We start from the raw sequence: 23,845 nt of genomic DNA on the forward strand, positions 1-23,845 counted from the left end.
CGCCTTTTTCATGTTTAGGGCTTCGGTTTTTTCGAAAATTGATACGCAAAGCCCAGAAAAGACTGAAGGTTGCCGGTTTTGAAATCCTTTCGTGAGTAAGGAGCCAGCTCGAAGGCTACCCGCAGGTTCGGCATGAACAGGAGCGGTTTGATGCGTACGCCGACGTGCAGCGAATACCCTTCCAGAATATCGCGGTTGTCGATACTGTTCAGCGCATTGAAACGAACCCCTAAGCCCGTGTAATAATTTACCTGCGCCCGCCGGGCCACATTGACCATTGGGCACAATGTGGTGCTGAGTGAGCCAAAGAGCGTATTGGTCTGCAGGCGACCATCGAACCAAAAAGCGCGGTCGGTGTTGGAGCTGACCGTTAGAACGCTATTGAACGGATAATACGCCACCGAAGCCTGGCCGAAAACCGACAGCGTAAGCATGAAAAGAAAAGCAGTGAAGACATGTTTCATAAGCGCAAAACAACAACTTTATCGAGCATATTAAAAACGGAGAACTTATAAATCATAGGCTATGCATTTCGACGGGAATCGACTGGATGAAGAAAAACCGTTCTGCAGGCTCGAAAACCAGCCGTGTGGTTGGTCTTGTTTTCTTCGTACCTTTACAGTTCGTTTACACTGGCACTTATTCACGAAGAAATGTCTTGGTTCGTCCGAAAAGATAAGGGTATCCAGACCCCAACCGAAATGAAGCTGGAAGCTCCAGATGGGTTGTGGTATCTATGTCCGAACTGTAAAAAAGTTATGAACACGCGGGAGCACAAGCTCAATGCCTATACCTGCGTGCATTGCAATTATCACGAAAAAATAGGGTCAGAGGCTTATTTCTCGATCCTGTTTGATGAGAACACGTTTACTGAACTCGATGCCGACATGATGTCGGGCGACCCGCTGAAGTTTGTCGATACCAAGCCCTATCCGGATCGCATTAAAACGACCATTGCCAAAACGGGCCTGAAAGATGCCGTTCGGACCGCGTATGGTCCTATGAATGGTCTGACGGTCACCATGGCCGTTATGGACTTTAATTTTATTGGTGGCTCCATGGGCTCGGTGGTGGGTGAGAAGATTGCTCGCGCCATCGATCACGCGCTGACCCAGAAAACACCCTTTCTGATGATTTCACGCTCGGGTGGGGCGCGCATGATGGAAGCTGGTTTCTCGCTTATGCAGATGGCTAAAACATCGGCCAAACTGGCTCTGCTCGACAAAGCGAAGCTGCCCTACATTTCGTTGCTGACCGACCCCACGACGGGGGGAGTTACGGCTTCCTACGCTATGTTAGGTGATTTCAACATCGCGGAGCCCGAAGCCTTGATCGGCTTTGCCGGCCCGCGGGTTATCCGGGAAACCATTGGCAAAGACCTTCCCAAAGGTTTCCAGAGCGCCGAATTTGTTCTCGATCACGGCTTTCTGGACTTTATCGTCGACCGAAAAGACCTGAAAGACAAGGTGGTAAGTTTGTATAAAATGCTTCAATAGCAGATGGGATAGGGGGAAGGGCATGGGGTATTCCCTCCACTCTTTGCCCTTCCCCCTTTGCCCCATGCCCTCCCCCCATGCGTCTCGTCTCCCACCCGGTTCTGTGCAACTACTATATCACGTATCGCTGTAATGCGAGCTGTAGTTTTTGCGACATCTGGGAGCGGCCATCGCCTTACGTCACGCTGGAAAATGCCCGTCAGAATCTGCGGGACCTGAAACGATTAGGGGTCAGCGTCGTCGATTTTACCGGTGGCGAACCGCTTCTTCACCGGCAATTGCCCGAACTACTCGAGGAAGCCAAAAAACTCGGGCTCATCACGACCGTCACGACCAACGCCCTGCTTTATCCCAAACAGGCGGAACGCTTACGGGGTCTGGTCGATATGCTGCACTTTTCGCTCGACTCGCCGATTGCTGAGGAACACGACCGCTCACGCGGGGTGCGGTGTTTCGATAAAGTGATGGAGTCCATCGCCATCGCCCGGCAGCTCGGCGAACGACCGGATATTCTGTTCACAGTGTTTGACCACAATGTGCATCTAATTCGGCAGATGCACGAAGAAATCTGCCAGCCGAACGGGCTGGTCCTGATCCTGAATCCAGTATTTGACTACAACACGGTCGAAACCGGCGCCCGTTTTTCGGAACACGCGCTTCAACAGATGTCCTGGTGGGGAAAGCAGAAAAACGTCTACCTGAACGATGCGTTTATTCAGCTTCGGCGCGACGGCGGCAATCACGTCGATGATCCGGTGTGCCGGGCCGGTAGCACAACCATCGTTATTTCGCCCGAAAATAAAATCGTGCTGCCCTGCTATCACCTGGGTCTGAAAGAGTTTCCGATCGAGAACAACCTATATGAGGTTTACCGCTCTGAAGAAGTGCAGAAGCTGGTGGCACTGGAAGGTCGTCTGCCGGGTTGTGAAGGCTGCGCCATCAACTGCTACATGCAACCATCCTTTGCGGTCGAACTGAACAAATATTTCTGGCGGGCCCTGCCCAGTACCCTGAAATACAATTGGATCAAAGGCACCTGGAAGCAACTACTCTAACTACCGCTTCACAATTTTTCGTACCAATACCCGATCGCCGACGTTGGCTCGGAGCAGGTAAACACCCGCCGACAGGCTATCCATGCTGATAAACTGCTCATGTGTACGGGCTGGTTTGGTAAAGGCCAGTTCATGCAGTTTCCGGCCGTTCACATCCAGTAATTGAATGGTAGCCGTGGTTGGGTTACTGCTTTGAATAATTACTTGAAGGCCGTCGTCTACCGGGTTCGGAAAGGTCGTCAGACTCATATCCGGATCACCAGAATAAATAATTCCGGTAACGATGGCCCCTTCAATAGCCGGTTCGTAGGCAGGCATCGTAGTTGGCGTACCGGGTAAATCGTCGACGAACAGCGGAATCTCCTGCGTCGTCTGGCTGATCAAAATGCCATTTCGATATTCATCGATGGTGAGCGCTGCGCTATAAAGGCCAGGTTTAACCGGCGCATCCCAGACAAGTTCACCCGGGCGGTTATTCAGTTTAAATGTGCCCTGGTGCGTTATGTCGTTTGGGAACTGGTAGGATGAAAGCGCCAGCCGCTCGCAGACATCCGTTGCTTTAGCGGTAATCGGTCTGGCCAGACCATATACCAGACTATCGCCTTCGGCATCTGTCGCTTTCAACGAAAGCGTTACCCTCTGATTGATACCAATATGGAATCCGCTTTCCGGAACCCCCGGCATCGGTGTCTGATTGGCGGCTGTTGTATTTGTCGATATGGTCGTGTTCAGGACGAATAACTGGAAGCTTGCCTGATCTATATTCAGCACCTGCGTTCGATTGGTTATCCCTACCCTGATAGCGTACGTGCCTGCTCCGGTATACGTATGCGTTACTTTATACATATTCAGGCTGGTAGTCTTATTCAGTACCAGTAGCTGGCTCTGTCGGTTGGCAACGCCGGTTACACCGTCGCCGAAACAAACGGTTACGGAGTTTTGCTGTGAAGCAGCTGCCGTTCCATAGACATTGTCCAGGTAGAGCCCTATCGTTATGTCGTACGTTAGAAGTGAACCTGAAGCGGGTTTTACCTGGATATAGCCACCCAATAAATGGGAAGCCTCAACCGACTGAATGCCAGCCAGCAACAGCAGTAGGGTAGTAATCGTTTTCATAACGCAACGGGTAAGAAAAGCCGGGTTTGATCAGATAACTGGAAAAGCTGATCTAACCATATGCCGGCTGTCGAAGATTTTTTAAGTGGTATTTCCGTACCTTTCATCCTATGCTGTACACCGCCGAACAGACCGCTCAACTGCCCGCCCAGGGGTTTCAGTACCTACTCACGTCGCTGACTGACCACGTATTAACCGTTACGCTGAACCGCCCCGAAAAAAAGAATGCGCTGAACCCGCTTATGCTGAGGGAACTGGCCTTCGCCCTGACCTATGCGCAGTATGCCAAAGATGTTTGGCTGGTAGTTCTGGCAGCCGCTGGCGATACGTTCTGCGCGGGCATGGACCTGAAAAGTTTGTCGCAGGGGGAGCAGGAAGCCAGTGCGATTCCGGAGCCGACCGGCCCGATTCGGCTGGCCGACTTGCTGGCCGACCTGCATAAACCCTGCATTGCCCGGGTGCAGGGCGCTGTCTATGCCGGTGGTTTCTTACTGGTAGGAGGGAGTACGTACGTGATCGCTGCCGGTTCTGCCACGTTTAGTTTACCCGAAGTAAAGCGTGGGCTATTCCCGTTTCAGGTGCTGGGGGTGTTGCTCGAGCTCATGCCCGCCCGCACCGCACTCGACTTGTGCCTGCGCGCGCGAACGCTTTCTGCGTCCGACGCACAAACCGTTGGTCTCGTTACGGCTGTCGTAGAGGCAGATCAGTTGGATGCAGAAGTTCAGAAATTAGCGGAGGAGTTAAAGCAGTTTTCGCCGACGGCGTTGCAGTTCGGATTGCGGGCGTATCAGCAGTTAAAGAACGAAGCTCCGGAGGACCGGCAGGCTTATCTGTACGACCAATTTCAACGGCTTCAGCAGACGCCCGACGCAAAAGAGGGTATGGCCGCTTTCCTGGAAAAACGACCGCCGAAATGGTCAGGGCAGTAATTACGACTTGGGCAGATCCGGGCAGTTGTCTTTCCGGCGCGTATCGATGATGGTCTGAATTTTCCAGCTGCCGTTCATCTTCACAAGCGTAAACGCGTTGACACCGCAGTGGCTTTTCTTGTCCTGAAAATAGAAGACATACGGCGTCCAGGCCGTTGCCAGTTCGCCATCGATCTTGATTTCCATCCCCGACAGTCGCTCGTCCAGCGTTCCGGCTTTGGCCTTGCCGATCGAATTGATAAACATACTGATGGCTTCGTCGCGTACCGATACGTCTCCCTGTTTGTTGACAACCGTCTGAAGCCGGGCCGACGGTGTGAAGAGCGGCTTCAACAAGGTTGAATCCGCTTTTTGCATCCCGGCAAAAAGTTGGTTGACCGTGTTTTTTACGGCCGCTTCTTCCCCCGACTGAGCCAGTGCAGGAATGGATAAAAAAGACCCGATAAGTAACGACAGCAGTTTCATGGAATACGTTGGTTACGACCGATAGCAAAGTAGAGAATAGCGCCGATAATATTCAGGAAAACGATGATAATTACCCAAATCAATTTATCGTTCGGTCCTTGAAACTCACTGCGGACCACATCGATCAGCGCGATAAGGGGCAGTAAAAGAAAAGCGCCCGCAAACAGCAGCACGAAAATCAGCTCCTGCCCACCTATTCCGATAAACGTAGGCATGAGCCGATCGGGCTTAGTTTACAGGTTACGGGCCGAACGATGGTATGCAATCGGCCCGTAACCTGTAAACTAAATATACTGATTCAGAATCATTTCATATAATTCCTGCTTACCGCTTACCTGTTTCGGCTCACCGTTTTGCAGCGCATATTCACGCAGATCGTCAAGCGTTAGTTCGCCTTTTTCGAAGCGGGCGCCTTCGCCCGAATCGTAGCTGGCGTAGCGATCGGCCCGTAATTTTTTGTACGCCGATTTATTCAGAATGGCTTCGGCGGCAATGGCGGCCCGGGCGAAGGTATCCATTCCGCCGATGTGCGCAATGAAAATATCTTCCAGATCCGTCGAATTTCGGCGGGTTTTAGCATCGAAGTTGACGCCACCCGATTTCAGACCACCCGCTTCGAGAATCACCAGCATCGCTTCGGTCAGTTCGTAAACGTCTACCGGAAACTGATCCGTATCCCAGCCGTTTTGGTAATCGCCCCGGTTCGCGTCGATGCTTCCAAGCATGTTGTTGTCGGCCGCCACCTGCAATTCGTGCGCAAAGGTATGGTTGGCCAGGGTGGCATGGTTGGTTTCGATGTTCAGTTCGAAGTCATCCTGCAATCCGTAGCGATTCAGGAAGCCGACTACCGTAGCCGCGTCGAAGTCGTACTGGTGCTTGGTCGGCTCCATCGGCTTGGGCTCGATGTAAAAAGCGCCTTTGAAACCCTGTTTTCGGGCATAGTCGCGGCTAATTTGCAGGAATTTAGCCAGGTGTTCCTGCTCCCGTTTCATATTCGTGTTCAGTAGCGACATGTATCCCTCGCGACCTCCCCAGAAGGTATAACCGGAACCGCCCAGCTCGATGGTAGCGTCGATGGCGTTTTTCACCTGCCAGCCGCCGTGAGCCAATACATGAAAATCGGGGTTTGTGGAAGCACCGTTCATGTAGCGTTCGTGCGAAAACAGGTTGGCCGTGCCCCACAGTAACCGGACACCACTGGCAGCCTGTTTCTGTTTGGCGTAATCGACAATGGCCCGAAAGTTTTTCTCAAACTCGGCATTGGAATTTCCTTCCGGCGCTACGTCGACGTCGTGGAAGCAATAAAACTCCATGCCAATCTTGGTAATAAACTCGAAAGCCGCATCCATTTTGTCGTGGGCAGCTGCCAGCCGGTCGGAGTTGGCATCCCACGGAAAATGTTTGACACCGGGCCCAAACGGATCGGCACCGGTACCACAGAACGTGTGCCAGTAAGCCGTCGCAAACCGAAACAGATCCTTCATGGGTTTCCCCAGAATCGGCCGATTTGCATCATAGAATTTGAACGCCAGTGGGTTGTCGGACTCGCGGCCTTCATATTGAACCGGTTTTTCCAGGAAAGGAAAGTACGCTTTTTCGCCGAGGGTTAATTGGACAGTAGCCATAGACTTTGGAAGATAAGGAATCAAAAAAGCGCGTCGATAACTGTTTCTCCTTATGCAACCGGTCAGGTATTAAGCTGCGCCCTGACGAACCTTCGCTTTTCCCTGCTCCGACAAAGCTCCACTTTCCTGGCGGGTCATTTTTTTGACGTATTCGACCCGGCGAAACCGCAAGGCGCTCCAGTCGTCATCAATGGCAACCTGCCGAACGGGTTCGAAGCCCAGCTCACCCAGGCGAGTCCAGCCGGTGTCGCGATTAAAATCACACGTATATTTTTTCGAGGAGCCTTTCGGGTAAGCCAGCCACAGAATGCCATCACCCTGGAGTTTTTGGGCTAATGTCTGGCTGACCGCGTCTACGTCCGACTGCGTTTTGACAAACGCCATGACAAAACTACCGACCTGAATTTGCTCTGAATCGCTGACAATCGTTGCCGACGGCCTCATGTCGTCCAGAACAGGCAGGAACTCTTCAGGAGCGTTGAGCACTGCGATCTCGGGCTGCGCTTTGTAGTTGAGTTTCGTAAAAACGGGGTTTGCCATGCTGGAGAAGGTTTATTGAATGGGTAAGACAACGTAAAAGCTATCCGGCTTTTTGAACGGCACGGGTACCTGATACTGACCATTGAACTCGGAAAGCACCTGATCGCGTGGCAATTCTTTAACATCCGACGCCCAGAACTTGGTATCAATGTGAAACTCCGTTTTAAAATCCTTATCGGTAGAGAGCGTCAGATAATTCCGGAACGTCAGCGGAGACTGATCGGCGGAATAGGTATAAACTTTGACCGCAATCGGCTTTTTGCGATTGGACATATTCGAAGGTTCCTGCTCGGTGTTGAACGGTCCAGACTGACGAATAGAGCCGCTGGGCACCAGCACGAACTGCCGCTTTTCGAGCTTCGTCTGGGGCGGAATAAAACTAATCTTATCTTCTTTGGAAACACTACCGCTCAGGTTCTCGACGGTGTACCGGCTGTAACGCCCACCGGAGTAAGTGCCGGTCAACTGCACATCCGCTACGTCGTACCAGTAATCGAGTTTCTCCTGACCAACAATAAACGACGAGCGCTTCCAGTCGACATAAAGCGGTTGATTGAGTTTGTTTATCAGCGTAATGTGCATGAGCCCCCGTTCGCTGGCGAAGTCGTACCGAAGCGTCAGGGTGTCATTATCCATGACCAAGCCCTCGGTAGCGGGCCGGACGTTCGATCCGCGCAGGGTAACGACCTGAATCGTAGGTGAACAGCTTAGCAGAACTGCTGAGAAGAGCAGAAGAAAAGCCAGGGTTTTCATATCGTTTTTGAGGTAGTGGCCTGAAGAGTTGATGCGTGCATCGATCGCTATTGCCTCATGGGTAGTTCACGAATGCGAAATTTGTCTTTTTCAAAAATGATTAGTGCCCCATCCTGCAAGGGTTGACTGATAATAGACCAGTTATTTATCAGTAGTGTAAAGAAGAGTTCAGCGTTAATTTTATCTATTCGGAAAAGCACAACAGAAGGTTTGGCTGTGTTTGCAAAGGTGAGTAGCGTACCGAAGTCTGTATCATGAGTTAGAATGACTTCGTTGTTCAATAATGCTTCTTCAATAATCGAGTAGTCACTAGAAGTTGGGTGCATACAGAGTGGCACCCAGCGATAGGAATGACCGACTAACTCCAATCTCAATCCAAGTGATGGTGGGAGATTTACATCCAGCAAAAACTTCATCGGTCAGGCAGCTTTCTGGAGCGGAAAGAAGTTCTCGTGTAGCATTTCGGATGAAAATGATAGCGCTTCCAGAATATCCTCACGTTCCAGAAAGGGAAATTCATTAAGGAGTTCTTCGTAAGTCATTCCACTGCTTAGATAAGCAAGTAACGAGGTCACTGGGAAGCGCATATTTCTAATGCACGGCTTGCCTGTGCATATATCAGGGTCAATAGTGATGCGCGGGTAACGAGGATGGACGTATTTCATAACATAAAGTTATTATAAATCAGTCAATTTTGTTTCCAGATTCAAGGACCGACAGCCAGCGCCCGTAGGCTTCCCGATAGCCTTCCTGTGCCCGCATGTCGGGTTCGATCGTCTTGGTTACGTGCAGACCCATGAAGGCTTCCTGAGGAGTTTTATAGTACCCAAGTCCCAGACCAGCTCCGCGAGCGGCTCCCTGCGCTCCGTCGGTATTGTAGAGTTCGATCACCGCGCCTGTGAGGTTGGCCAGGGTATCACGAAAAAGGGGGCTGAGGAACATGTTGGCTTCGCCCGCCCGGATAGTTTGCAGGCCAACTCCCACGCTTTCCATAATCTGAATGCCGTAGTACAGCGCAAATACAATTCCTTCCTGGGCCGCGCGGATCATGTGCGGCAGTCCGTGCCGCGTCAGTTGCAGACCGTGGAACGACGCACCTAAATCCGCATTTTCGAGCATGCGTTCGGCACCGTTGCCGAAGGGCAGACACACCAAGCCATCAGCACCAACGGGAGCTTCGTGGGCCAGTCCGTTCATTTCGTCGTAGCCCACCGACCGGCGCAACACCTGATTGCGGAGCCAGCTGTTCAGAATGCCGGTGCCGTTTACGCACAGCAGAACCCCATAGCGTGGCGCTTCGGCCGTATGGCTGACGTGCAGGAACGTATTTACCCGCGATTTGGGGTCGTATTTCGCCTGGTCGCTTACGCCGTACACAACTCCCGACGTACCGGCCGTAGCGGCAATCTGGCCCGGCTCCAGTACGTTCAGCGACCAGGCATTGTTGGGCTGATCGCCCGCGCGGTACGTAACGGGCGTACCGGTTGCCAATCCCAGTTCGACCGCAGCCGAAGCTGTTAGCTCGCCCTGGGGCGCAAAGGTGGGTTTGATGGTCGGAATCAGCCCTGAGTCGAAGCCGAAATAGTCCAGCAGAAACTGCGCGGGCTGGTTTGCCTGAAAATCCCAGAAAGCACCTTCCGAAAGTCCCGAAGGAGTAGTAACGATAGAACCCGTCATCCGAGCCGCCAGGTAATCACCAGGCAGCATAAAGTGAGCGACCTGTGCGTAAATGTCGGGTTCGTTGGCTTTTACCCAGGCCAGCTTGGCCGCTGTGAAATTTCCCGGTGAGTTGAGCAGGTGCTGCAGGGTCCGTTGATGCCCCAGCGCGTCGAATGCCTGATTGCCATAGGGAACAGCCCGACTGTCGCACCAGATAATCGAGGGGCGCAATACGTTGAAATCCTTGTCAACCACGACCAGCCCGTGCATCTGGTACGAAATACCGATGGCTTTGACGTCCTCGGGCCGGATGGCCGCCTGCTGAATAACGGCTTTACTGGCCAGACAGGCGTTTTGCCACCAGATGTCAGGCTGTTGTTCGGCGAAGCCCGGTTGAGGGGCTTCAATCACCATTTCGGGTTGGGGGAAAAACGCTGACGCGACGGCCTTGCCACTGTCGGCATCCACTAAACAGGCTTTGACGGACGAACTGCCGAGGTCGAATCCAAGAAAATACATGCGGTTACTGAAGTTAGGAATTTCAATGCGAAAGTACGACGGGAAGAGGATAATCAGTAAGTGCAGTAAAATTGTCGCTTATTTTGTAGTCGGCATGACACGCCCCTGCTTTTATGAAATACGCCTGGCTCTTTTTGCTTTTATGCACAACAACGGTTTTTGCGCAGAACCAACCGATGGGTTCGGCCAACTGGACCGCTCAGTACTGGCCTGCCCGCTGGATTCTGCACCCAACGGCACCAGCCCGACAGTACGGCATCTACCATTTTCGGAAAACTATCGAGCTGGCTCAAAAGCCCGCCCGCTTTATTGTTCACGTGTCGGCAGACAACCGATACCGCTTGTTTGTCAACGGAAAAGCTGTGGCTTTGGGACCGGCTCGCAGCGACTTACAGAACTGGAATTACGAAACCCTCGATTTGGCTCCTTACCTACAGGCGGGCCGGAATGTGCTGGCCGCGCAGGTGTGGTACATGGGCGAAGGGGCTCCGTTTGCGCAAATGAGTTATCAGCTTGGGTTTCTTTTGCAGGGTGATGGCGAAGCCGAAAAAGTAGCGAATACCGATGCCAGCTGGAAGATTTACCAGAATCCGGCCTATTCGCCCATCAAAAACGATATTCCGAAACTCCGGACGTACATCGTAGCGGGCGATGGCGACCGGGTCGATGCGGCCAAATATCCGTGGGGCTGGGAACAGCCTAATTTCGACGATAAAACCTGGTTGAGTGCGAAGCCGCTTGGGTTTCCGACCAAACCCCGTGGGCTGGGTACCGATGGTAACTGGGGGCTGGTGCCGCGCACGATCCCGATGATGGAAGAAAATACGGTGCGGCTCGCTTCGGTTCGGCGGGTAGAAAATGGTAAAATGGATAACGCCTTTCTTCAGGGAAAAGCACCGGTAACCGTCCCGGCGAACACAAAAGCTGTTTTTCTGATCGACCAGAGCCACCTGACCAACGCCTATCCCGAACTGACCGTCAGCCGGGGTAAGGACGCCGTCATCACGCTCTCGTATGCCGAAGCGCTGATCGATGCGCAGGGAAAAAAAGGAAACCGTAATGAGATCGATGGGCGCACCATGCGTGGGTTCGATGACCAGTTTGTAGCCGATGGCAGTGCCCGACGTACGTTCCGGCCACTCTGGTTCCGGACATACCGGTATCTGCAACTGACGGTGGAAACCAAAGGAGAACCGCTGGTGCTGGACGATCTGGTTGGTCAGTTTACGGGCTATCCGTTCGAGCAGAAAGCCCGGTTTGCCACCAGCGACACGACTCTGAAATCTCTCTGGAATGTGGGCTGGCGTACGGCCCGGCTCTGCGCGGGCGAGACCTATTACGATTGCCCGTATTACGAACAGTTGCAGTACACAGGCGATACGCGCATACAATCTATGATTTCGCTTTACGTAACGGGCGACGACCGACTGATGCGCAAAGCCATCATGGACTACGACCACAGCCGGTTCAACGATGGGCTCACCCAAAGCCGCTATCCATCGGCAGATTTCCAGGTGATCCCGACGTTCTCACTCTTCTGGGTTTGCATGATACACGACTACTGGATGCATCGCCAGGACGACGCCTTTGTGAAATCGATGCTGCCCGGCATCCTGAGCGTACTGAACTGGCATGAGCAACGCCTGGCGAAAACGGGATTAAATGGACCGCTGGAATGGTGGAATTTTGTCGACTGGTCGCCGTGGAAAAATGCGAAGGATGAAATCGCGGGTGGCGTTCCGGCGGGTGCCCGAAAAGGCGGGTCGAGTATTCTGTCACTTCAGCAAGCCTATACGTTTTTCCGGGCGGGCGACCTGCTGGCGCACTACGGTCAGAACGAACGCGCCGAAAGTTACCGCGACCTGGCTCGCCGGATCAATAAAGCGGTCAATGCGCAATGCTGGGACGCCAGCCGCGGGCTGTTTGCCGACACGCCCGAGAAAAACTCGTTCAGTCAGCATGCCAATATTCTGGCCGTGCTAACCGACGCGGTACCGGCCGCACAGCAGGCGGCTCTGATGCAGAAAACCATGACCGATACCTCGCTGACCCAGGCAACGTTCTACTTCAAGTTTTATCTGTTCGAAGCGCTTAAAAAAACCGGTCTGGGTGATCAGTTCATTGCTCAGCTAAAACCCTGGCGCGACATGTTGGCTATTGGCCTGACCACTTTCGCCGAAAACCCCGAGCCCACTCGTTCCGACTGCCACGCCTGGAGTGCTTCTCCGCTCTACGAGTTTCTGTCTACTACCTGTGGCATCCGTACCGGCGAACCGGGTTTTCGAACCGTACGGATCGAGCCCTTTCTGGGCGACCTGACGACCGTGGATGGCAGCATGCCGCATCCGCTCGGCGAGATTGCGGTGCAGTTCCAGAAGTCAAAAACGGGCGGACTGACTGGTAATATAACCCTGCCTGCCAACCTGACCGGCACCCTACGCTGGAAAGGCAAAACGCTGCCGCTGAAAGCGGGTAAGCAGACGGTAAGCTTATAAGCCTCGGTTGGGTTTAGTCGTAGTTATGAGTTTTTAACAAATGCACAAGCAACGCTTAGCCGGGTTGCAGCATCTACCCAATTGACGCTTCTATAGAACCTGTTTAACCAAATAGCGTGGTTAAAAATGGTGTTGCCAATGGTGTTTTTAAATACTCAACAGGTTCATCGTAAACCCGCTATTTACGTATAAAAAGCGCAGAACCATTCGATTGCATCGTACATTCGGATGCAGAAGCTAAGCGACGGCCGCATGAAACGTACTATACCGATTTTCTTGATTTTGTTGACCTCATCGCTGGCAACGGCCCAGACGGGGTTGCGCGGTACGGTCAAAAATAAGCAGGGTGATGTCTTACCGTTTGCCGCTGTAATTGTAAAAGGAACGTCGAATGGCACGATCACGAACGCCGAAGGCCGTTACGAAACCGCGCTGGCTCCCGGAAAATATGAGATTGTCTTTCAATACCTGGGCTTCCAGACTATCCAGAAACCCGTAGAGATTACCACTGGTTTCAGCACGCTGGACGCCGTTCTGGAAGAGCAGGCCTACCGCCTGGCAGAAGTGCAGACCAAAGCCGGAAACGAAGATCCGGCCTATACGATCATGCGCCGGGCTATTGCCAAAAGTCGATTTCATGAATTACAGGTGCAACGGTTTAAAGCCCGGGTCTACACAAAATCGTCGTTTACAGTGCTCGACCTGCCCAACCTGGCTGAGATGGCTTTTCGAAAGCAGTTGAAAGAAGCAGAGCGTGACTTCAATTTTAAAGTAGGCGTTCCTGTACTGAACGAAACCGTGGCCGAAGTAACGTTCAATCAGCCAAATACCTTTCGGCAGCGCATCATTGCAAACCGTAACTCGCAGGGTGATTTTCTGAGCCCTAACCGATTCTATAACGCCAGTTTCTACAGTCCGACCGTAGCCGATGCCGTTTCGCCCCTGTCGCCTAAAGCGTTTGCTTACTACAAGTTTGAGTACAAGGGCACTTTTCAGGAGCCAGGGCCCGACGGGAAACCGGTCGAGGTGAGTAAAATTCAGGTAATTCCGCGTCAGTACGGCGAGGGCGTGTTTCGGGGAACGGTTTATATCCTGGAAAACACCTGGGCTATCCATAGCCTACAGCTCGAGACGGTGAATAACATTGGCGTGTCCATCAAAATTCGGCACACGTGCCGACCGATTCAGGGCGTCTGGATGCCGACGAATCAGCGGTACGACGCCAGCGGTTCGTATTTGGGCGTGAAGGCTACCGGTTATTACATCCGAAATCTGACCTTCAGCGAGTTTGTGGTGAATCCGGCGTTTGTGGAGGAGATCGAAGTGGCCGACGAGAAAAAAGGCCCGCCGACGCAAACCCTGTCCAAGAGCGATATTAAAGGCAAACAGCTCGATGATCTGGTAAAAAAGCAGAAAGAGTTTTCGACGAAAAACCTGCGCCAGCTGGTCAAAGAGTATGAAAAGCAGGAAAAACAGGCCCGTAAAAATCGGAAGGAAGACGTGACGGTTATCCGCGACGACTCGCTGGTGGTCGATTCGCTGGCCCGCCGACGTACGAACGTCTTCTGGGATTCGCTCCGGTCGGTGCCCCTGACGACGGCCGAGGTGAAAAGCTACCGAAAAGCCGATAGCCTGGGACTGGTGCGTGAAATAAAAGTGCCCGGTGATTCGACCGGTCGTGGACTGGGCAAGCGCGATAGCACCGCGAAGAAAAAATCGCCGAATAAATTTTCGCCGGGCCAGTTGCTGGGCGGACATACCTGGCGACTCAGCAAGCAAAGCTCGCTGGTTTATACGAGTCCTCTGTCAAGAATCGAATACAACACTGTCGAAGGGTACACGCTGGAAGGGGCGTTGAACCTACGCTACCGGCGAAAAACTGATTCGGTTAGTCGGTTTGTGCAGATTCCGCTGGGCGAATGGAACCTGGGCGGCACAGGCCGGTATCAGTTCGGACGAAAAGGGTTTGTGGGTTACGGGGAAGCGGGCTATCAATACAAAAATACCCGGGTGAAAGCCACGGCCGGCCGGTATCTGTACCAGTTTAATCCTGAGAATGCCATCAGTCCGTTTTTGAACTCGCTGACGACGTTGTTATTCGAGCAGAATTTTATCAAACTCTATCAGAAAGAGTTCGTTGATCTGGCCCTCAGCGCGTCGCCGTTCAATAGCCGGCTTACCATATCCGGAAATCTGGAATACGCCCGCCGGACTGAACTCGCCAACTACCGGGAGGATCTTAAGCCCTGGATCGACTGGCGGAATCGTACTTTTACGACTAACCGGCCCGACAACGCCGAAGTAGCGACGACGGCTTTTCCGACCCATAACGCCTTGGTTCTGAATCTGACCGCTTCGGCCCGGCTGGGGGCTACCCAGTACGTCATCCGCAACGGCCGACGCATTGCCCGGCGCGACAACGATGCTCCGCTGCTGACCCTTAATTACCGGAAAGGAATGGCCGACGTGGATTATGATTTTCTCCAGGCCACCATTAGCCATTCGTTCGAGACGGGCATACGGAGCCGATTAAATTACCAACTCAGCGCCGGGGCGTTTCTGACCGACCGAAAACTGTATTTCCCGGATTTTAAGCATTTTACGGGGAATGAGTTTTTCTTCCAGCAAGGCGACGTGGTGTCGAGTTTTCGGTTACTGCCCTATTATCAGTACAGCACGGGCCAGCGCTTTGCCGAAGCGCACGTACTGGCTGAGTTTCGCCAATTGCTCGTGACCCAATTGACGCTGGTACGGCTCATTGGACTGAAGGAGAACCTTTTCGTCCATTACCTGTACACACCAGCCTCGAAAAACTACACCGAAGTTGGGTATGGACTGGATGGCCTGATTCCGCAAATATTGCCTTTCTTCCGGGTCGAGGTCGTTTCGCAGTGGCAGCAGGGAACGTATCAGGGGCTGGGCTTCCGAATCGGAACAACGCTGAAGTTTGGCCGCTAACCGGGTCCCGGATTTTTGTGATTTTACCGATCGGTATGACTTTTTAGCGGTCAATCTGGTTATTGGATAGGATCACAAAACCACAGTCCGCTACCGTGCAGAATATAAAAGACCTTTTCGACGTCTTTCCGCGACCTGGCCGGGTCGAATGGATGGGCATCCGACCCGAACGGCACGAGCCGATGCAGGTGGTCGATGCAATCGCCCTTTCCGAAAAGAATGGGATCGCGGGCGACCATTATAACGGACGAAGCGGCAATCGCGACGTAACCCTGATTCAGGCCGAGCATTTGCCCGTCGTGGCGGCCCTGACGGGTCGGGAAAGCCTCGACCCTGCTCTACTCCGGCGAAATATTGTCGTGTCGGGCGTCAATCTGCTGGCCTTAAAAGATCATCATGTTCAGATTGGAGAAGTGGTGCTGCAAATCACCGGGCTGTGTCATCCTTGCTCCAAAATGGAAACGGCACTTGGTCCTGGTGGTTATAACGCCATGCGCGGTCACGGTGGGCTTACAGCCAGAGTTATCGAGGGCGGAACAATACGGGTAGGGGACGAAGTAACAGTCCGCAGCGGTCTGTCCGCACAGCTTACAACCTGAACCATAGCTGGTTTGAAAAAGTGTGGATAGAAGCGGAAAGCCAGAGAGCTTCAAGGGCTATCATAGCTGAGCGCATCTAACAAATATGCCTTCGTCTGTTTTAACTACCAACTGCGGTTTTGTTAACCCGCTCCTTTTTCTTTTAAACCATAACTTTTTTCTTCTGAGGTCTTTAGCCTGATAATTGGTCCGGTTTCAATACATTTGAGGAAAGGTTCTGTACCCGGCAAAATCACTCTGAAGCTCCTTTCCGATGCTCCGTTCTGTTCAGCTCTTTTGCGGTGCTTTGCTGGTTTGGCTGGCCGGTCAGGCAGTCAGTTCCGGGCAGGGATACCCAAGTCTGAACGTCAACCCTGAGCGGTTGCAACAAGCCCGGCAAACCGAGCAGCGCGCCCTTGCTGCCAACGACTCGCTCTTATTGGCCGAAGCCTGGTATCTGTACGGCAAAACCTACGTTTTTGCGGGAGATTACCGATCGTCGCAGAGTTATTTCCTCAACTCACTACAAATCCTCGAACCCCGAGGAGACTCGTTTGAGCTGAGCAGGCTTTATGTTCGGCTAAGCGAAAATGAAAGCAAGCAGGCGCATCTTAAGGAGTCGATAAATTACGCCAGGCTCGCGCTGAAGGTGGCCGAACGGATTCGGTCTAAATTGGCCTTGATGCGGGCATATGGTGCTTTGGGGGGCGTGTACGAGAACCTACGCGACCGTACATCGACGAAGGATCGGGTAAGGCGCGACACCATTCTGTACTTCTACAAACAGAGTGCGCAACTGGGCCTGGAGCTGAAAGACACGCTAGCCGTAGCAGAAGCCTTTCTACGGTTAGGCACCTTCCTGACAGCGCAGAAAGACCAACAGTCGGTCGCCTACCTCAAAAAAGCGTGGGCTTTGTTTGTCCGTAAAAACAAAGAGGGTAGTCAGTTATTTGCCATGCTGCATCTGGCTGGCGCCTACATCGCCCTGGATCAGTTTGGTGAAGCCTGGTCGATGCTTGATCGGTCCGAACGGTTTTGTGCCCTGAAGAAGCTGGATGAATACGATATGCGCCTGCTGATGGATAGTCAGTTTGTCCGCTATTTCGAGAAAACCGGCCAGTGGAAAAAAGCGTATGAGCGGCTCAAAAGCCTGAGCGAGCTGGAAAAGCGTCAGCTACTGTCTGATTATGACGGAACCGTGACCCGGCTGAATATCAAGTATGAAACCAGCAAAAAAGAAGCATTGCTGAAAGCACAGCAAAAATCGATAGCGCTCAACGACCAGAATTTGCTGCTGCAAAAGCGCTTTTCCATCGTCGCTTCCGTCTTATTTGCAATGGCTACTGGCATGAGCATCGTCTTTTTTCGGCTCTCCCGGAAAAACCAGCGCATCAGCCGCCGAAATGAGGAATTGGTTAAGGAGCAGAACCATCGCGTCAAAAACAACCTGCAGGTGGTTGCGAGTCTGCTTAGCCTGCAGGCTAAGCAACTGACAGATGGAGCCGCCAAAGAGGCTATCGTCGAAACCCGGCTCCGGGTCGAATCGATGGCTATTTTGCACAGGCGGCTTTATGACGGCAATCAGTTAGCCGAAGTAAATCTCGATGCCTTTATCCGGGAGCTGGTGCAAATGGTGCTGAAAAACTATGGCTACGCACATCTGCAGCCTCGCTTTACCCTGGACCCAATCCGTGTGTCAGCTGATAAAGCGGTTTCCGTTGGTTTGATCATCAATGAGTTAACGACGAATGCCTGCAAATACGCCTTCATCGACAACGAAAATCCGGTATTGGTTATCAGTTGTCTTCAAAAGAAAGATAAACTAGAACTCAGCGTAGCCGACAATGGGCCCGGATGGCCGACAACCCGTCCTGGACGTGAGCCATATGGTATGCAGAAAGGATCGTTTGGCATTCAGTTGATACAATCGCAGGTCGAACAGCTTTATGGAACCTATCGCTTTCAGTCAGCGAACGGGGTTGTGTTCACAATGGATTTTCCCGCCTAGGCCGGGAGTATATCGAACGTAGAGAGTTATATCTGGGCGCGTTGGGTTATGATAAACTTAATCCGAATGGTATCCACACCGAACCACTTTTTTGTATGATCCGCTCTCTAAAAATTCTGGTCGTAGAAGATAATCTACTGACAGCTATGGACATCCGGACGACGTTATGGGAAGCGGGTCATGAGGTGATAGCCATAGCGCGAACTTATCAACAGGCGCTGGCATCGGTAAAGCTGCACGCGCCCGACCTGGCTCTGATCGATATTCATCTGGCTGATTCGCCGGCTGATGGCATAACCATTGCCAAAGAACTGCTGAGTACCCGCCGGATGCCAATTATTTACCTGACCGCTCACTCGGAGCCCCAAACCTACCAAGCAGTTAAGGAAACTCAGCCGCTTGCTTACCTACTGAAACCTTTCCAGCCGGATGAACTGAAAGCGAAGGTCGAACTATCGTACTTATATTTTCAGACTTTGGCCAGCAGCAGTGCCGAGGTAGCGATAACCGGGCAGGTTTTTTTGCCCGTCGATAAGGGTTACGAGAAAATAGATGCAAACGATGTGGTTTATGTAGAGGCTGACGGCTCCTATGCCAGGGTATTTTTGACAGGACAGAAACTGCCGTATCAGATCAGCACCAATCTGAGCCATATGGCGCAGTATTTTCCCTGGCCTAATTTCCATCGGCTGTCGCGGTCGCTGCTGATCAACCTGAACTATATAAAGCGGCTGGAGGATAATTATTTGTTCATGACCGATAACCAGACGGTTTTACAGATTCCGGCGGCCGGTCGCAAGGAACTGATGAAAAAGCTCAGAATCGTCCGGACGAAATAAGGGGGTATAACTGAGTCGATTACTGATAAGCAGTAAGTTGCCGGATATACCAACGTGCTTCTATTGCCGCTGTTTGGGTTGAGATTGGCTGGGGTCGGGAGCAATCCGGCTGGGGCGGTTGAAACCTTCGCGGTAGCGGTTACGAAGCTGCTGAATGGTGTTGATCAGGTCGTAGTCTTCCGATTTCAACAGAAAGTCATCGTCCAGATCGCAGAAATCGAAAAAGCGGTCGATTTCATCTGCTTTCACGTTCGTCGACTGTTCTACCAGCAGCCGGAATCGTTCTAACGCCAGTGCGTGCCGCCGATCCTGCTGCATGATGTACCGAGCTTTGCGATCCGATTTAGGACGTTTCCCAAAAACCTCGTATAGGAGCGTAACGCCCGCACCGTCGGCCAGCCGGTCAAATGTTTGTTCGCCGGTTACTTTCTTGGAAGCTACCGGCTCGTCGAGCAACTGCTGTATCTCACGCTTTACTTCCTCGTAGCGCTTCCCCGTTACGGTCACCTCTGCCAGATCGACTACCCGATAGGGCATGGGCGGCAGCGCGCGGGCAATGATGGTTGGATTAGTCGATCCATCGTAGCGAATGCCAGTGCGGTTGTAAAGCTGGCTGGTCAGAATCAATGAATCGCCTGGCTGAACCGTCAGAAAAAAACGGCCAGTAGCGTTTGTGCGGGCGCGCTGGCGGGTTCGTTGATTGATGACCGTGGCCCGATCGACGGCTTGTCGGGTTGCCTGATCGACCACCGTTCCAATAACGTACTTACCCTGTGCCCGTGCGCTATCGGCCCGACCCAGCAGGCAGACAAGACAGACGAGCAGAAGGAGACGATAGGGCATAGGGTACAAGCGCGTTTTCGACAAAATTACGGATTGCCGTTGTTTAATTTTGTTAAAAAACTTTAATGAAATGGTTTAATCGGTCGAGAGTTATTTCCGTAAAATCTCTGACTACATCATCGACAAAGGGCCTTAACTCATCAGGGGCCTGGGTAGTCGCCATACCGACCACGTACGCACCCGACGCTTTGGCGGCCTGGATGCCCGTCATCGAATCTTCAAAAATAACGCTTTCGGTCGGCTCGCAGCCGAGCAGGTTCATGGCTTTCTGGTAGATTTCCGGGTCTGGTTTCGGGTGGTTGACCATGCTTTCATTCAACAGCACGTCGAAGTAAGCACGAAGCTGTAAGGTGTCGATGACAAAATCGAGGTTTTCGACCGGAGCCGACGTGGCGACGGCTGTGGCAATGCCTGCTTCTTTCAGCAATTTCAAAAAGTCGACCAAACCGGCAACGGGCTTGATAACCGGGCGATATAACTCGCGGAACAGAGCCTCTTTCTCATGACTGAGCCGCACTACCTCATCCGCCGTTAACGGCTGACCATCAAACAGATGCGCCACAATATCGGAGTTGTGCTTCCCGGAAACATGCTGAACGAATTCTTCGTCGCTCAGGGTTTTGCCGTTGCGCTGGTAATAATCGCGCCAGGCAAGATGGTGGTGCGGATTCGTATCCACAATCACACCGTCCATATCAAAAATAACTGCTTTCATGAGGTTGTAAGTAAGTCAGTAGTAGTCATTTATTGTCATGTGTCGTCAATGATCAGCCAACCTGACAATCAATGAAAACGTATGACTATAATGACTACCGAATGACAATTATTTCATTTTTACAATAGTAACGCCCGCCCCCCCGCGGTCGGCGTGTTCGTCTTCCATACGGCCGACTTGTTTATAGCCTCGCAGGTGGTTCCGCACGAGGGTCCGCAGAATCCCGTCGCCTTTGCCATGAACGATTCGCAATTCCGGATAGCCCAGCATCAGCGCATCGTCGACAAAGCGATCCACTTCGCCAAGGGCTTCTTCGCCCCGTTTCCCGCGGATATCGAGGTTGAAGCTGAAGTTCTGCATTTTCTCGTTCATGTCCAGACCCTGGGTTCGGGGGCGATCGTCGCGCACGTCCGTCGCTTCTTTGAATGTTTTCCGGCTAACTTTTTCCAGTCGGTTCAATTTGACGTTCGATTTCAGATCCCCAATTCGGATTTCGGCGTCTTTGCCGCGTATGGACATCACCTCGCCAATGGCGTTCTGGCCAGCGATGCGAACATAGCTCCCCACCATTATGGCCCCGCCTGCTTGCTCGAACTCCTCTTCGGTATGCCTGGACGTTTCGGCAACGAGCGGTTCAGGTTTTAGCTCTTTTTGGTCGAAGGTCTCCAGCGTCTGCCGAACCTGCCTGGTTATTTCGCGATCGGCTTTATGCTCTTTAATCTCCCGAATCGTATTTTCGATTCGCTGATTGGCTTCCTGCACCAGCGCTTTGGCTTTCTGTCTGGCGTCGTTGACAATCTTTTTCTGCTCGTTGTCCAGGCGGTCTTTGAGCGCCGTATACTCGGCGAGCTGCTGAGCCAACTTGCGCTGGTTGATGCTTATTTCGATGTTTTTTTCGGAAAAGACCCGCTTTTCGATATCCAGTTCTTTCAGCAACTTTTCGAAGCTGACCTGTTGATTGCCCAGCTTTGCCTTCGCCCGGTCGATAACGCCTTTAGGCAGGCCAATTTTCTGCGCGATTTCGAAAGCAAACGACGAACCCGGTTGCCCAATTTCGAGCTGGTAGAGTGGTTCGAGATGTTCCCCGTCGAAGCGCATGGCTCCGTTGATCAGGCCCGCCGTTTTGTCGGCCATCACTTTCAGATTGGTATAGTGCGTATTCACGACGCCATACGCGCCTGACTTGTTAAGGTCTTCCAGAATGGATTCGGCAATCGCTCCCCCCAGTCCCGGCTCGGTTCCGGTACCAAATTCATCGATCAGAAACAGCGTTCGCTTGTTGGCACCGATCAGAAACTGCTTCATGGCCGTCAGGTGCGACGAATACGTGCTGAGGTCATTTTCGAGCGACTGCTCATCGCCAATATCGATGAACAAATTCTGAAACACCCCCATTTCGGAGTAGTCGTCCATCGGCACCAGCAGCCCGCATTGCAGCATATACTGCAAGAGGCCGATGGTTTTCAGCGCAACGGACTTACCACCCGCATTCGGCCCCGAAATAATGAGAATACGGGCTTTCTCGTCGAGTCGGACGCTGAGCGGAACCACCGTTTTCATCTCGCCCGAGGCACTGGCCTTTCTGAACGACAGGTAGAGCAGTGGGTGGCGGGCATTGATCCAGTTGACAAAAGGCCGTTCCTGAAGCTTGGGCATGTCGGCATTCAACTGAATGGCAAGCTTGGCTTTAGCCCGGATAAAATCGATCTGCGCCAGAAAATTAACGGCCCTTTTCAGCTCGTCTACATGCGGTCGAAGCTGATCGGTAAGCGCGAGCAGGATGCGGTAAATTTCCCGGCGCTCTTCGTACTCCAGCTCCCGGATTTCGTTGTTAGCGTCGAAAACTTCGGCAGGCTCCATAAATACCGTCTGCCCTGTTTGCGACTCGTCGTGAATGAAGCCTTTGATTTTGCGTTTGTGTTCGGCTGCTATCGGAATCACGAGCCGACCGCCCCGCACGGTCAGCGACAGGTCGTCCGGAATCCAGCCATTCTGCCGGGCCTGGCGCAAAATGCTGTCCAGCCGTTTACGCAGGTTGGCCTGTTCGCCGATGATCCGCCGGCGGATGCTGGCCAGTTCGGGCGAAGCCGAGTCGCGGACGTTGCCCCGGTCGTCGATGACACGTTCCAGCGATTCGGTCACTTTTTTCTCGACGGCCACCGGACCGGCCAATTCCCGCAGAAACGGAAAGCTTTTATCCTCGTCGCGTTTAACCAGAAACCGCAGGCATTCCTGGACGGTCCGTAAGGCCAGTTTAAGATCGAAAAGCTCGGCCTCGGTCAGGGCGAGCCCTTCTACGCGGACCCGGTTGAGGTGCGGCCGGACATCGATGTAATTACTATTCGGAAAATCGGGTTCGTACTGAACGATCTGCTTGAATTCGGTTGTTTGCCGAAGGAGTTTATCGATCAGTTGGACATTGTCGGTAAAGCGAATTTTCTCGACATAGTCCTGCCCCAGCGGACTGACACAAGCTTCTTTGAGCCGCTCCCGGATTGTATCAAAACCTAATTTGTTTTCTAAGGTATTGGGGTAAAGCATTCAGCAATGGGTGATGTGTGATTGCTGATTTATGATTGCCACGAAAATAGTAATTCCTTTAGCCATAAATCATCTGATTAGATAACAGATGGCAGGGGTTGTGGGTTCGTGGCCCTACTGTATTCAGCTAAGCGACCGCAGATTGTTTCTTCAACTGTATAAAGCGGAAGCTATTGAGGAACCTTGACATTGATGAAACCGGTATATGTTTTCGATTCCGTATAGATCGGGACGCCGAGTAGTGTCCAGTCAAGCAAGCCGTCAACGGCATACATAAACTTACCCGTTTGTGGCTTACTGTCGACAATAATCCTAGTTGGTGTCCAGACATGACCGCTGGCAAAACCTGCTTTGGTCGACGTCGCTTCGATAGGTACCCATCTTACCGATGCTTTTTCCCGGCCGTACAAAACCACCAGATCGATCTCTGACAACAGTGTTTTATCGATTGTAGCCGGCGCAAATTTCAGGGTCGTATCCACGGCGTTATGTCTGGAGTTGAATTCCCATTTCTTTACTGAGTTTGTCGAATTATAGCCAGTGGTGCGGTTTCTGCCCGAATTTCCGACAAAAGCCAATAGGCCAACCACAAAAACGAGTGACGCCAAACGCCCAATGTTTTCACGAATGAATTTTGTGGCCCGAAAGCAAAGGCTGACAAAGAAAAGAAATAGTCCGAGGTTCAGGAGCGCCCAGAGTACGTATAGCATG

Annotated in this window: 22 protein-coding genes; 8 read left to right on the forward strand and 14 right to left on the reverse strand. The window is 52.4% G+C overall.

The annotated features are described in order from the left end of the window. Positions 1 to 14: 14 nt before the first annotated feature. Complete coding sequence (locus ACYVC2_RS13845; RefSeq protein WP_461103026.1) at positions 15 to 464, reverse strand: hypothetical protein; 450 nt, start codon at positions 462 to 464, stop codon at positions 15 to 17. A gap of 189 nt (positions 465 to 653) precedes the next feature. On the opposite strand from ACYVC2_RS13845, the gene accD reads away from it, so the two are divergent. Both accD and ACYVC2_RS13855 read left to right on the forward strand, forming a co-directional pair. Further along, positions 654 to 1,496 carry an acetyl-CoA carboxylase, carboxyltransferase subunit beta gene (accD, locus tag ACYVC2_RS13850; protein ID WP_461103027.1) on the forward strand — a complete coding sequence of 281 codons (843 nt, stop codon included), beginning with the start codon at positions 654 to 656 and terminating at the stop codon, positions 1,494 to 1,496. Positions 1,497 to 1,573: 77 nt separating this feature from the next. Continuing rightward, positions 1,574 to 2,551, forward strand: coding sequence for a radical SAM protein (locus ACYVC2_RS13855; RefSeq protein WP_461103028.1), 978 nt, complete (start codon positions 1,574 to 1,576; stop codon positions 2,549 to 2,551). Here ACYVC2_RS13855 and ACYVC2_RS13860 read toward each other — a convergent pair whose 3' ends face one another. Continuing rightward, positions 2,552 to 3,667 carry a T9SS type A sorting domain-containing protein gene (locus ACYVC2_RS13860; RefSeq protein WP_461103029.1) on the reverse strand — a complete coding sequence of 372 codons (1,116 nt, stop codon included), beginning with the start codon at positions 3,665 to 3,667 and terminating at the stop codon, positions 2,552 to 2,554. A 110-nt stretch (positions 3,668 to 3,777) separates the two neighbouring features. Here ACYVC2_RS13860 and ACYVC2_RS13865 point away from each other — a divergent pair, with 110 nt between their 5' ends. Then, a complete protein-coding gene (locus ACYVC2_RS13865; protein WP_461103031.1) occupies positions 3,778 to 4,596 on the forward strand; it encodes an enoyl-CoA hydratase/isomerase family protein in 819 nt (272 codons plus the stop codon). Here the strand turns inward: ACYVC2_RS13865 and ACYVC2_RS13870 are convergent, their stop codons facing one another. From ACYVC2_RS13870 to ACYVC2_RS13905, 8 genes are all read right to left on the reverse strand, one after another. Next, positions 4,597 to 5,061, reverse strand: coding sequence for a nuclear transport factor 2 family protein (locus ACYVC2_RS13870; protein WP_461103032.1), 465 nt, complete (start codon positions 5,059 to 5,061; stop codon positions 4,597 to 4,599). Beyond that, entirely contained in the window at positions 5,058 to 5,276 is a 219-nt protein-coding gene (locus ACYVC2_RS13875; protein ID WP_461103033.1) for a PLDc N-terminal domain-containing protein, read from the reverse strand. Before ACYVC2_RS13875 ends, ACYVC2_RS13870 begins: the two co-directional genes overlap by 4 nt. A 69-nt stretch (positions 5,277 to 5,345) precedes the next feature. Beyond that, positions 5,346 to 6,686 carry a xylose isomerase gene (gene xylA / locus ACYVC2_RS13880; protein WP_461103034.1) on the reverse strand — a complete coding sequence of 447 codons (1,341 nt, stop codon included), beginning with the start codon at positions 6,684 to 6,686 and terminating at the stop codon, positions 5,346 to 5,348. Between the two features lie 69 nt (positions 6,687 to 6,755). Continuing rightward, complete coding sequence (locus ACYVC2_RS13885; protein WP_461103035.1) at positions 6,756 to 7,226, reverse strand: hypothetical protein; 471 nt, start codon at positions 7,224 to 7,226, stop codon at positions 6,756 to 6,758. Between the two features lie 12 nt (positions 7,227 to 7,238). Then, positions 7,239 to 7,979, reverse strand: a complete 741-nt coding sequence (locus ACYVC2_RS13890) for a hypothetical protein (RefSeq protein ID WP_461103037.1) — start codon at positions 7,977 to 7,979, stop codon at positions 7,239 to 7,241. 47 nt (positions 7,980 to 8,026) lie between these two features. Continuing rightward, a complete protein-coding gene (locus tag ACYVC2_RS13895) occupies positions 8,027 to 8,395 on the reverse strand; it encodes a DUF5615 family PIN-like protein (RefSeq protein ID WP_461103038.1) in 369 nt (122 codons plus the stop codon). 3 nt (positions 8,396 to 8,398) lie between these two features. Continuing rightward, entirely contained in the window at positions 8,399 to 8,644 is a 246-nt protein-coding gene (locus ACYVC2_RS13900; protein WP_461103039.1) for a DUF433 domain-containing protein, read from the reverse strand. Positions 8,645 to 8,663: 19 nt separating this feature from the next. After that, positions 8,664 to 10,157, reverse strand: coding sequence for a xylulokinase (locus tag ACYVC2_RS13905; protein ID WP_461103040.1), 1,494 nt, complete (start codon positions 10,155 to 10,157; stop codon positions 8,664 to 8,666). 113 nt (positions 10,158 to 10,270) lie between these two features. Between ACYVC2_RS13905 and ACYVC2_RS13910 the strand changes: the two genes are divergently transcribed. From ACYVC2_RS13910 to ACYVC2_RS13930, 5 genes are all read left to right on the forward strand, one after another. Next, positions 10,271 to 12,652: an alpha-L-rhamnosidase-related protein gene (locus ACYVC2_RS13910; RefSeq protein WP_461103041.1), complete on the forward strand. Its 2,382-nt coding sequence runs from the start codon at positions 10,271 to 10,273 to the stop codon at positions 12,650 to 12,652. A 252-nt stretch (positions 12,653 to 12,904) separates the two neighbouring features. After that, on the forward strand, positions 12,905 to 15,610 hold the full coding sequence (locus ACYVC2_RS13915; RefSeq protein WP_461103042.1) for a DUF5686 and carboxypeptidase regulatory-like domain-containing protein: 2,706 nt from the start codon (positions 12,905 to 12,907) through the stop codon (positions 15,608 to 15,610). A gap of 95 nt (positions 15,611 to 15,705) precedes the next feature. After that, positions 15,706 to 16,209, forward strand: a complete 504-nt coding sequence (locus tag ACYVC2_RS13920; RefSeq protein ID WP_461103043.1) for an MOSC domain-containing protein — start codon at positions 15,706 to 15,708, stop codon at positions 16,207 to 16,209. Positions 16,210 to 16,462: 253 nt separating this feature from the next. Further along, complete coding sequence (locus ACYVC2_RS13925) at positions 16,463 to 18,196, forward strand: sensor histidine kinase (protein ID WP_461103044.1); 1,734 nt, start codon at positions 16,463 to 16,465, stop codon at positions 18,194 to 18,196. A 95-nt stretch (positions 18,197 to 18,291) separates the two neighbouring features. After that, positions 18,292 to 19,035, forward strand: a complete 744-nt coding sequence (locus ACYVC2_RS13930) for a LytR/AlgR family response regulator transcription factor (RefSeq protein WP_461103045.1) — start codon at positions 18,292 to 18,294, stop codon at positions 19,033 to 19,035. A gap of 60 nt (positions 19,036 to 19,095) precedes the next feature. Here the strand turns inward: ACYVC2_RS13930 and ACYVC2_RS13935 are convergent, their stop codons facing one another. The 4 genes from ACYVC2_RS13935 to ACYVC2_RS13950 all read right to left on the reverse strand — a co-directional run bounded on the left by ACYVC2_RS13935 (position 19,096) and on the right by ACYVC2_RS13950 (position 23,844). Beyond that, positions 19,096 to 19,878 (reverse strand): peptidase associated/transthyretin-like domain-containing protein, encoded by a 783-nt coding sequence (locus ACYVC2_RS13935; RefSeq protein ID WP_461103046.1) that lies wholly within the window; start codon positions 19,876 to 19,878, stop codon positions 19,096 to 19,098. Positions 19,879 to 19,930: 52 nt separating this feature from the next. Next, positions 19,931 to 20,593 (reverse strand): HAD family hydrolase, encoded by a 663-nt coding sequence (locus ACYVC2_RS13940; RefSeq protein WP_461103048.1) that lies wholly within the window; start codon positions 20,591 to 20,593, stop codon positions 19,931 to 19,933. Between the two features lie 108 nt (positions 20,594 to 20,701). Continuing rightward, entirely contained in the window at positions 20,702 to 23,134 is a 2,433-nt protein-coding gene (locus tag ACYVC2_RS13945) for an endonuclease MutS2 (RefSeq protein WP_461103049.1), read from the reverse strand. 170 nt (positions 23,135 to 23,304) lie between these two features. Continuing rightward, entirely contained in the window at positions 23,305 to 23,844 is a 540-nt protein-coding gene (locus tag ACYVC2_RS13950; RefSeq protein ID WP_461103050.1) for a hypothetical protein, read from the reverse strand. Position 23,845: the final 1 nt, after the last annotated feature.

Source organism: Spirosoma koreense (genome assembly GCF_054777875.1).

What these genes read in the sequence shown, in the direction of transcription:
- ACYVC2_RS13845 (WP_461103026.1), bottom strand. Translation starts at nt 464, where the DNA reads ATGAAACATGTCTTCACTGCTTTTCTTTTCATGCTTACGCTGTCGGTT.
- accD (WP_461103027.1), top strand. Translation starts at nt 654, where the DNA reads ATGTCTTGGTTCGTCCGAAAAGATAAGGGTATCCAGACCCCAACCGAA.
- ACYVC2_RS13855 (WP_461103028.1), top strand. Translation starts at nt 1,574, where the DNA reads ATGCGTCTCGTCTCCCACCCGGTTCTGTGCAACTACTATATCACGTAT.
- ACYVC2_RS13860 (WP_461103029.1), bottom strand. Translation starts at nt 3,667, where the DNA reads ATGAAAACGATTACTACCCTACTGCTGTTGCTGGCTGGCATTCAGTCG.
- ACYVC2_RS13865 (WP_461103031.1), top strand. Translation starts at nt 3,778, where the DNA reads ATGCTGTACACCGCCGAACAGACCGCTCAACTGCCCGCCCAGGGGTTT.
- ACYVC2_RS13870 (WP_461103032.1), bottom strand. Translation starts at nt 5,061, where the DNA reads ATGAAACTGCTGTCGTTACTTATCGGGTCTTTTTTATCCATTCCTGCA.
- ACYVC2_RS13875 (WP_461103033.1), bottom strand. Translation starts at nt 5,276, where the DNA reads ATGCCTACGTTTATCGGAATAGGTGGGCAGGAGCTGATTTTCGTGCTG.
- xylA (WP_461103034.1), bottom strand. Translation starts at nt 6,686, where the DNA reads ATGGCTACTGTCCAATTAACCCTCGGCGAAAAAGCGTACTTTCCTTTC.
- ACYVC2_RS13885 (WP_461103035.1), bottom strand. Translation starts at nt 7,226, where the DNA reads ATGGCAAACCCCGTTTTTACGAAACTCAACTACAAAGCGCAGCCCGAG.
- ACYVC2_RS13890 (WP_461103037.1), bottom strand. Translation starts at nt 7,979, where the DNA reads ATGAAAACCCTGGCTTTTCTTCTGCTCTTCTCAGCAGTTCTGCTAAGC.
- ACYVC2_RS13895 (WP_461103038.1), bottom strand. Translation starts at nt 8,395, where the DNA reads ATGAAGTTTTTGCTGGATGTAAATCTCCCACCATCACTTGGATTGAGA.
- ACYVC2_RS13900 (WP_461103039.1), bottom strand. Translation starts at nt 8,644, where the DNA reads ATGAAATACGTCCATCCTCGTTACCCGCGCATCACTATTGACCCTGAT.
- ACYVC2_RS13905 (WP_461103040.1), bottom strand. Translation starts at nt 10,157, where the DNA reads ATGTATTTTCTTGGATTCGACCTCGGCAGTTCGTCCGTCAAAGCCTGT.
- ACYVC2_RS13910 (WP_461103041.1), top strand. Translation starts at nt 10,271, where the DNA reads ATGAAATACGCCTGGCTCTTTTTGCTTTTATGCACAACAACGGTTTTT.
- ACYVC2_RS13915 (WP_461103042.1), top strand. Translation starts at nt 12,905, where the DNA reads ATGAAACGTACTATACCGATTTTCTTGATTTTGTTGACCTCATCGCTG.
- ACYVC2_RS13925 (WP_461103044.1), top strand. Translation starts at nt 16,463, where the DNA reads ATGCTCCGTTCTGTTCAGCTCTTTTGCGGTGCTTTGCTGGTTTGGCTG.
- ACYVC2_RS13930 (WP_461103045.1), top strand. Translation starts at nt 18,292, where the DNA reads ATGATCCGCTCTCTAAAAATTCTGGTCGTAGAAGATAATCTACTGACA.
- ACYVC2_RS13935 (WP_461103046.1), bottom strand. Translation starts at nt 19,878, where the DNA reads ATGCCCTATCGTCTCCTTCTGCTCGTCTGTCTTGTCTGCCTGCTGGGT.
- ACYVC2_RS13940 (WP_461103048.1), bottom strand. Translation starts at nt 20,593, where the DNA reads ATGAAAGCAGTTATTTTTGATATGGACGGTGTGATTGTGGATACGAAT.
- ACYVC2_RS13945 (WP_461103049.1), bottom strand. Translation starts at nt 23,134, where the DNA reads ATGCTTTACCCCAATACCTTAGAAAACAAATTAGGTTTTGATACAATC.
- ACYVC2_RS13950 (WP_461103050.1), bottom strand. Translation starts at nt 23,844, where the DNA reads ATGCTATACGTACTCTGGGCGCTCCTGAACCTCGGACTATTTCTTTTC.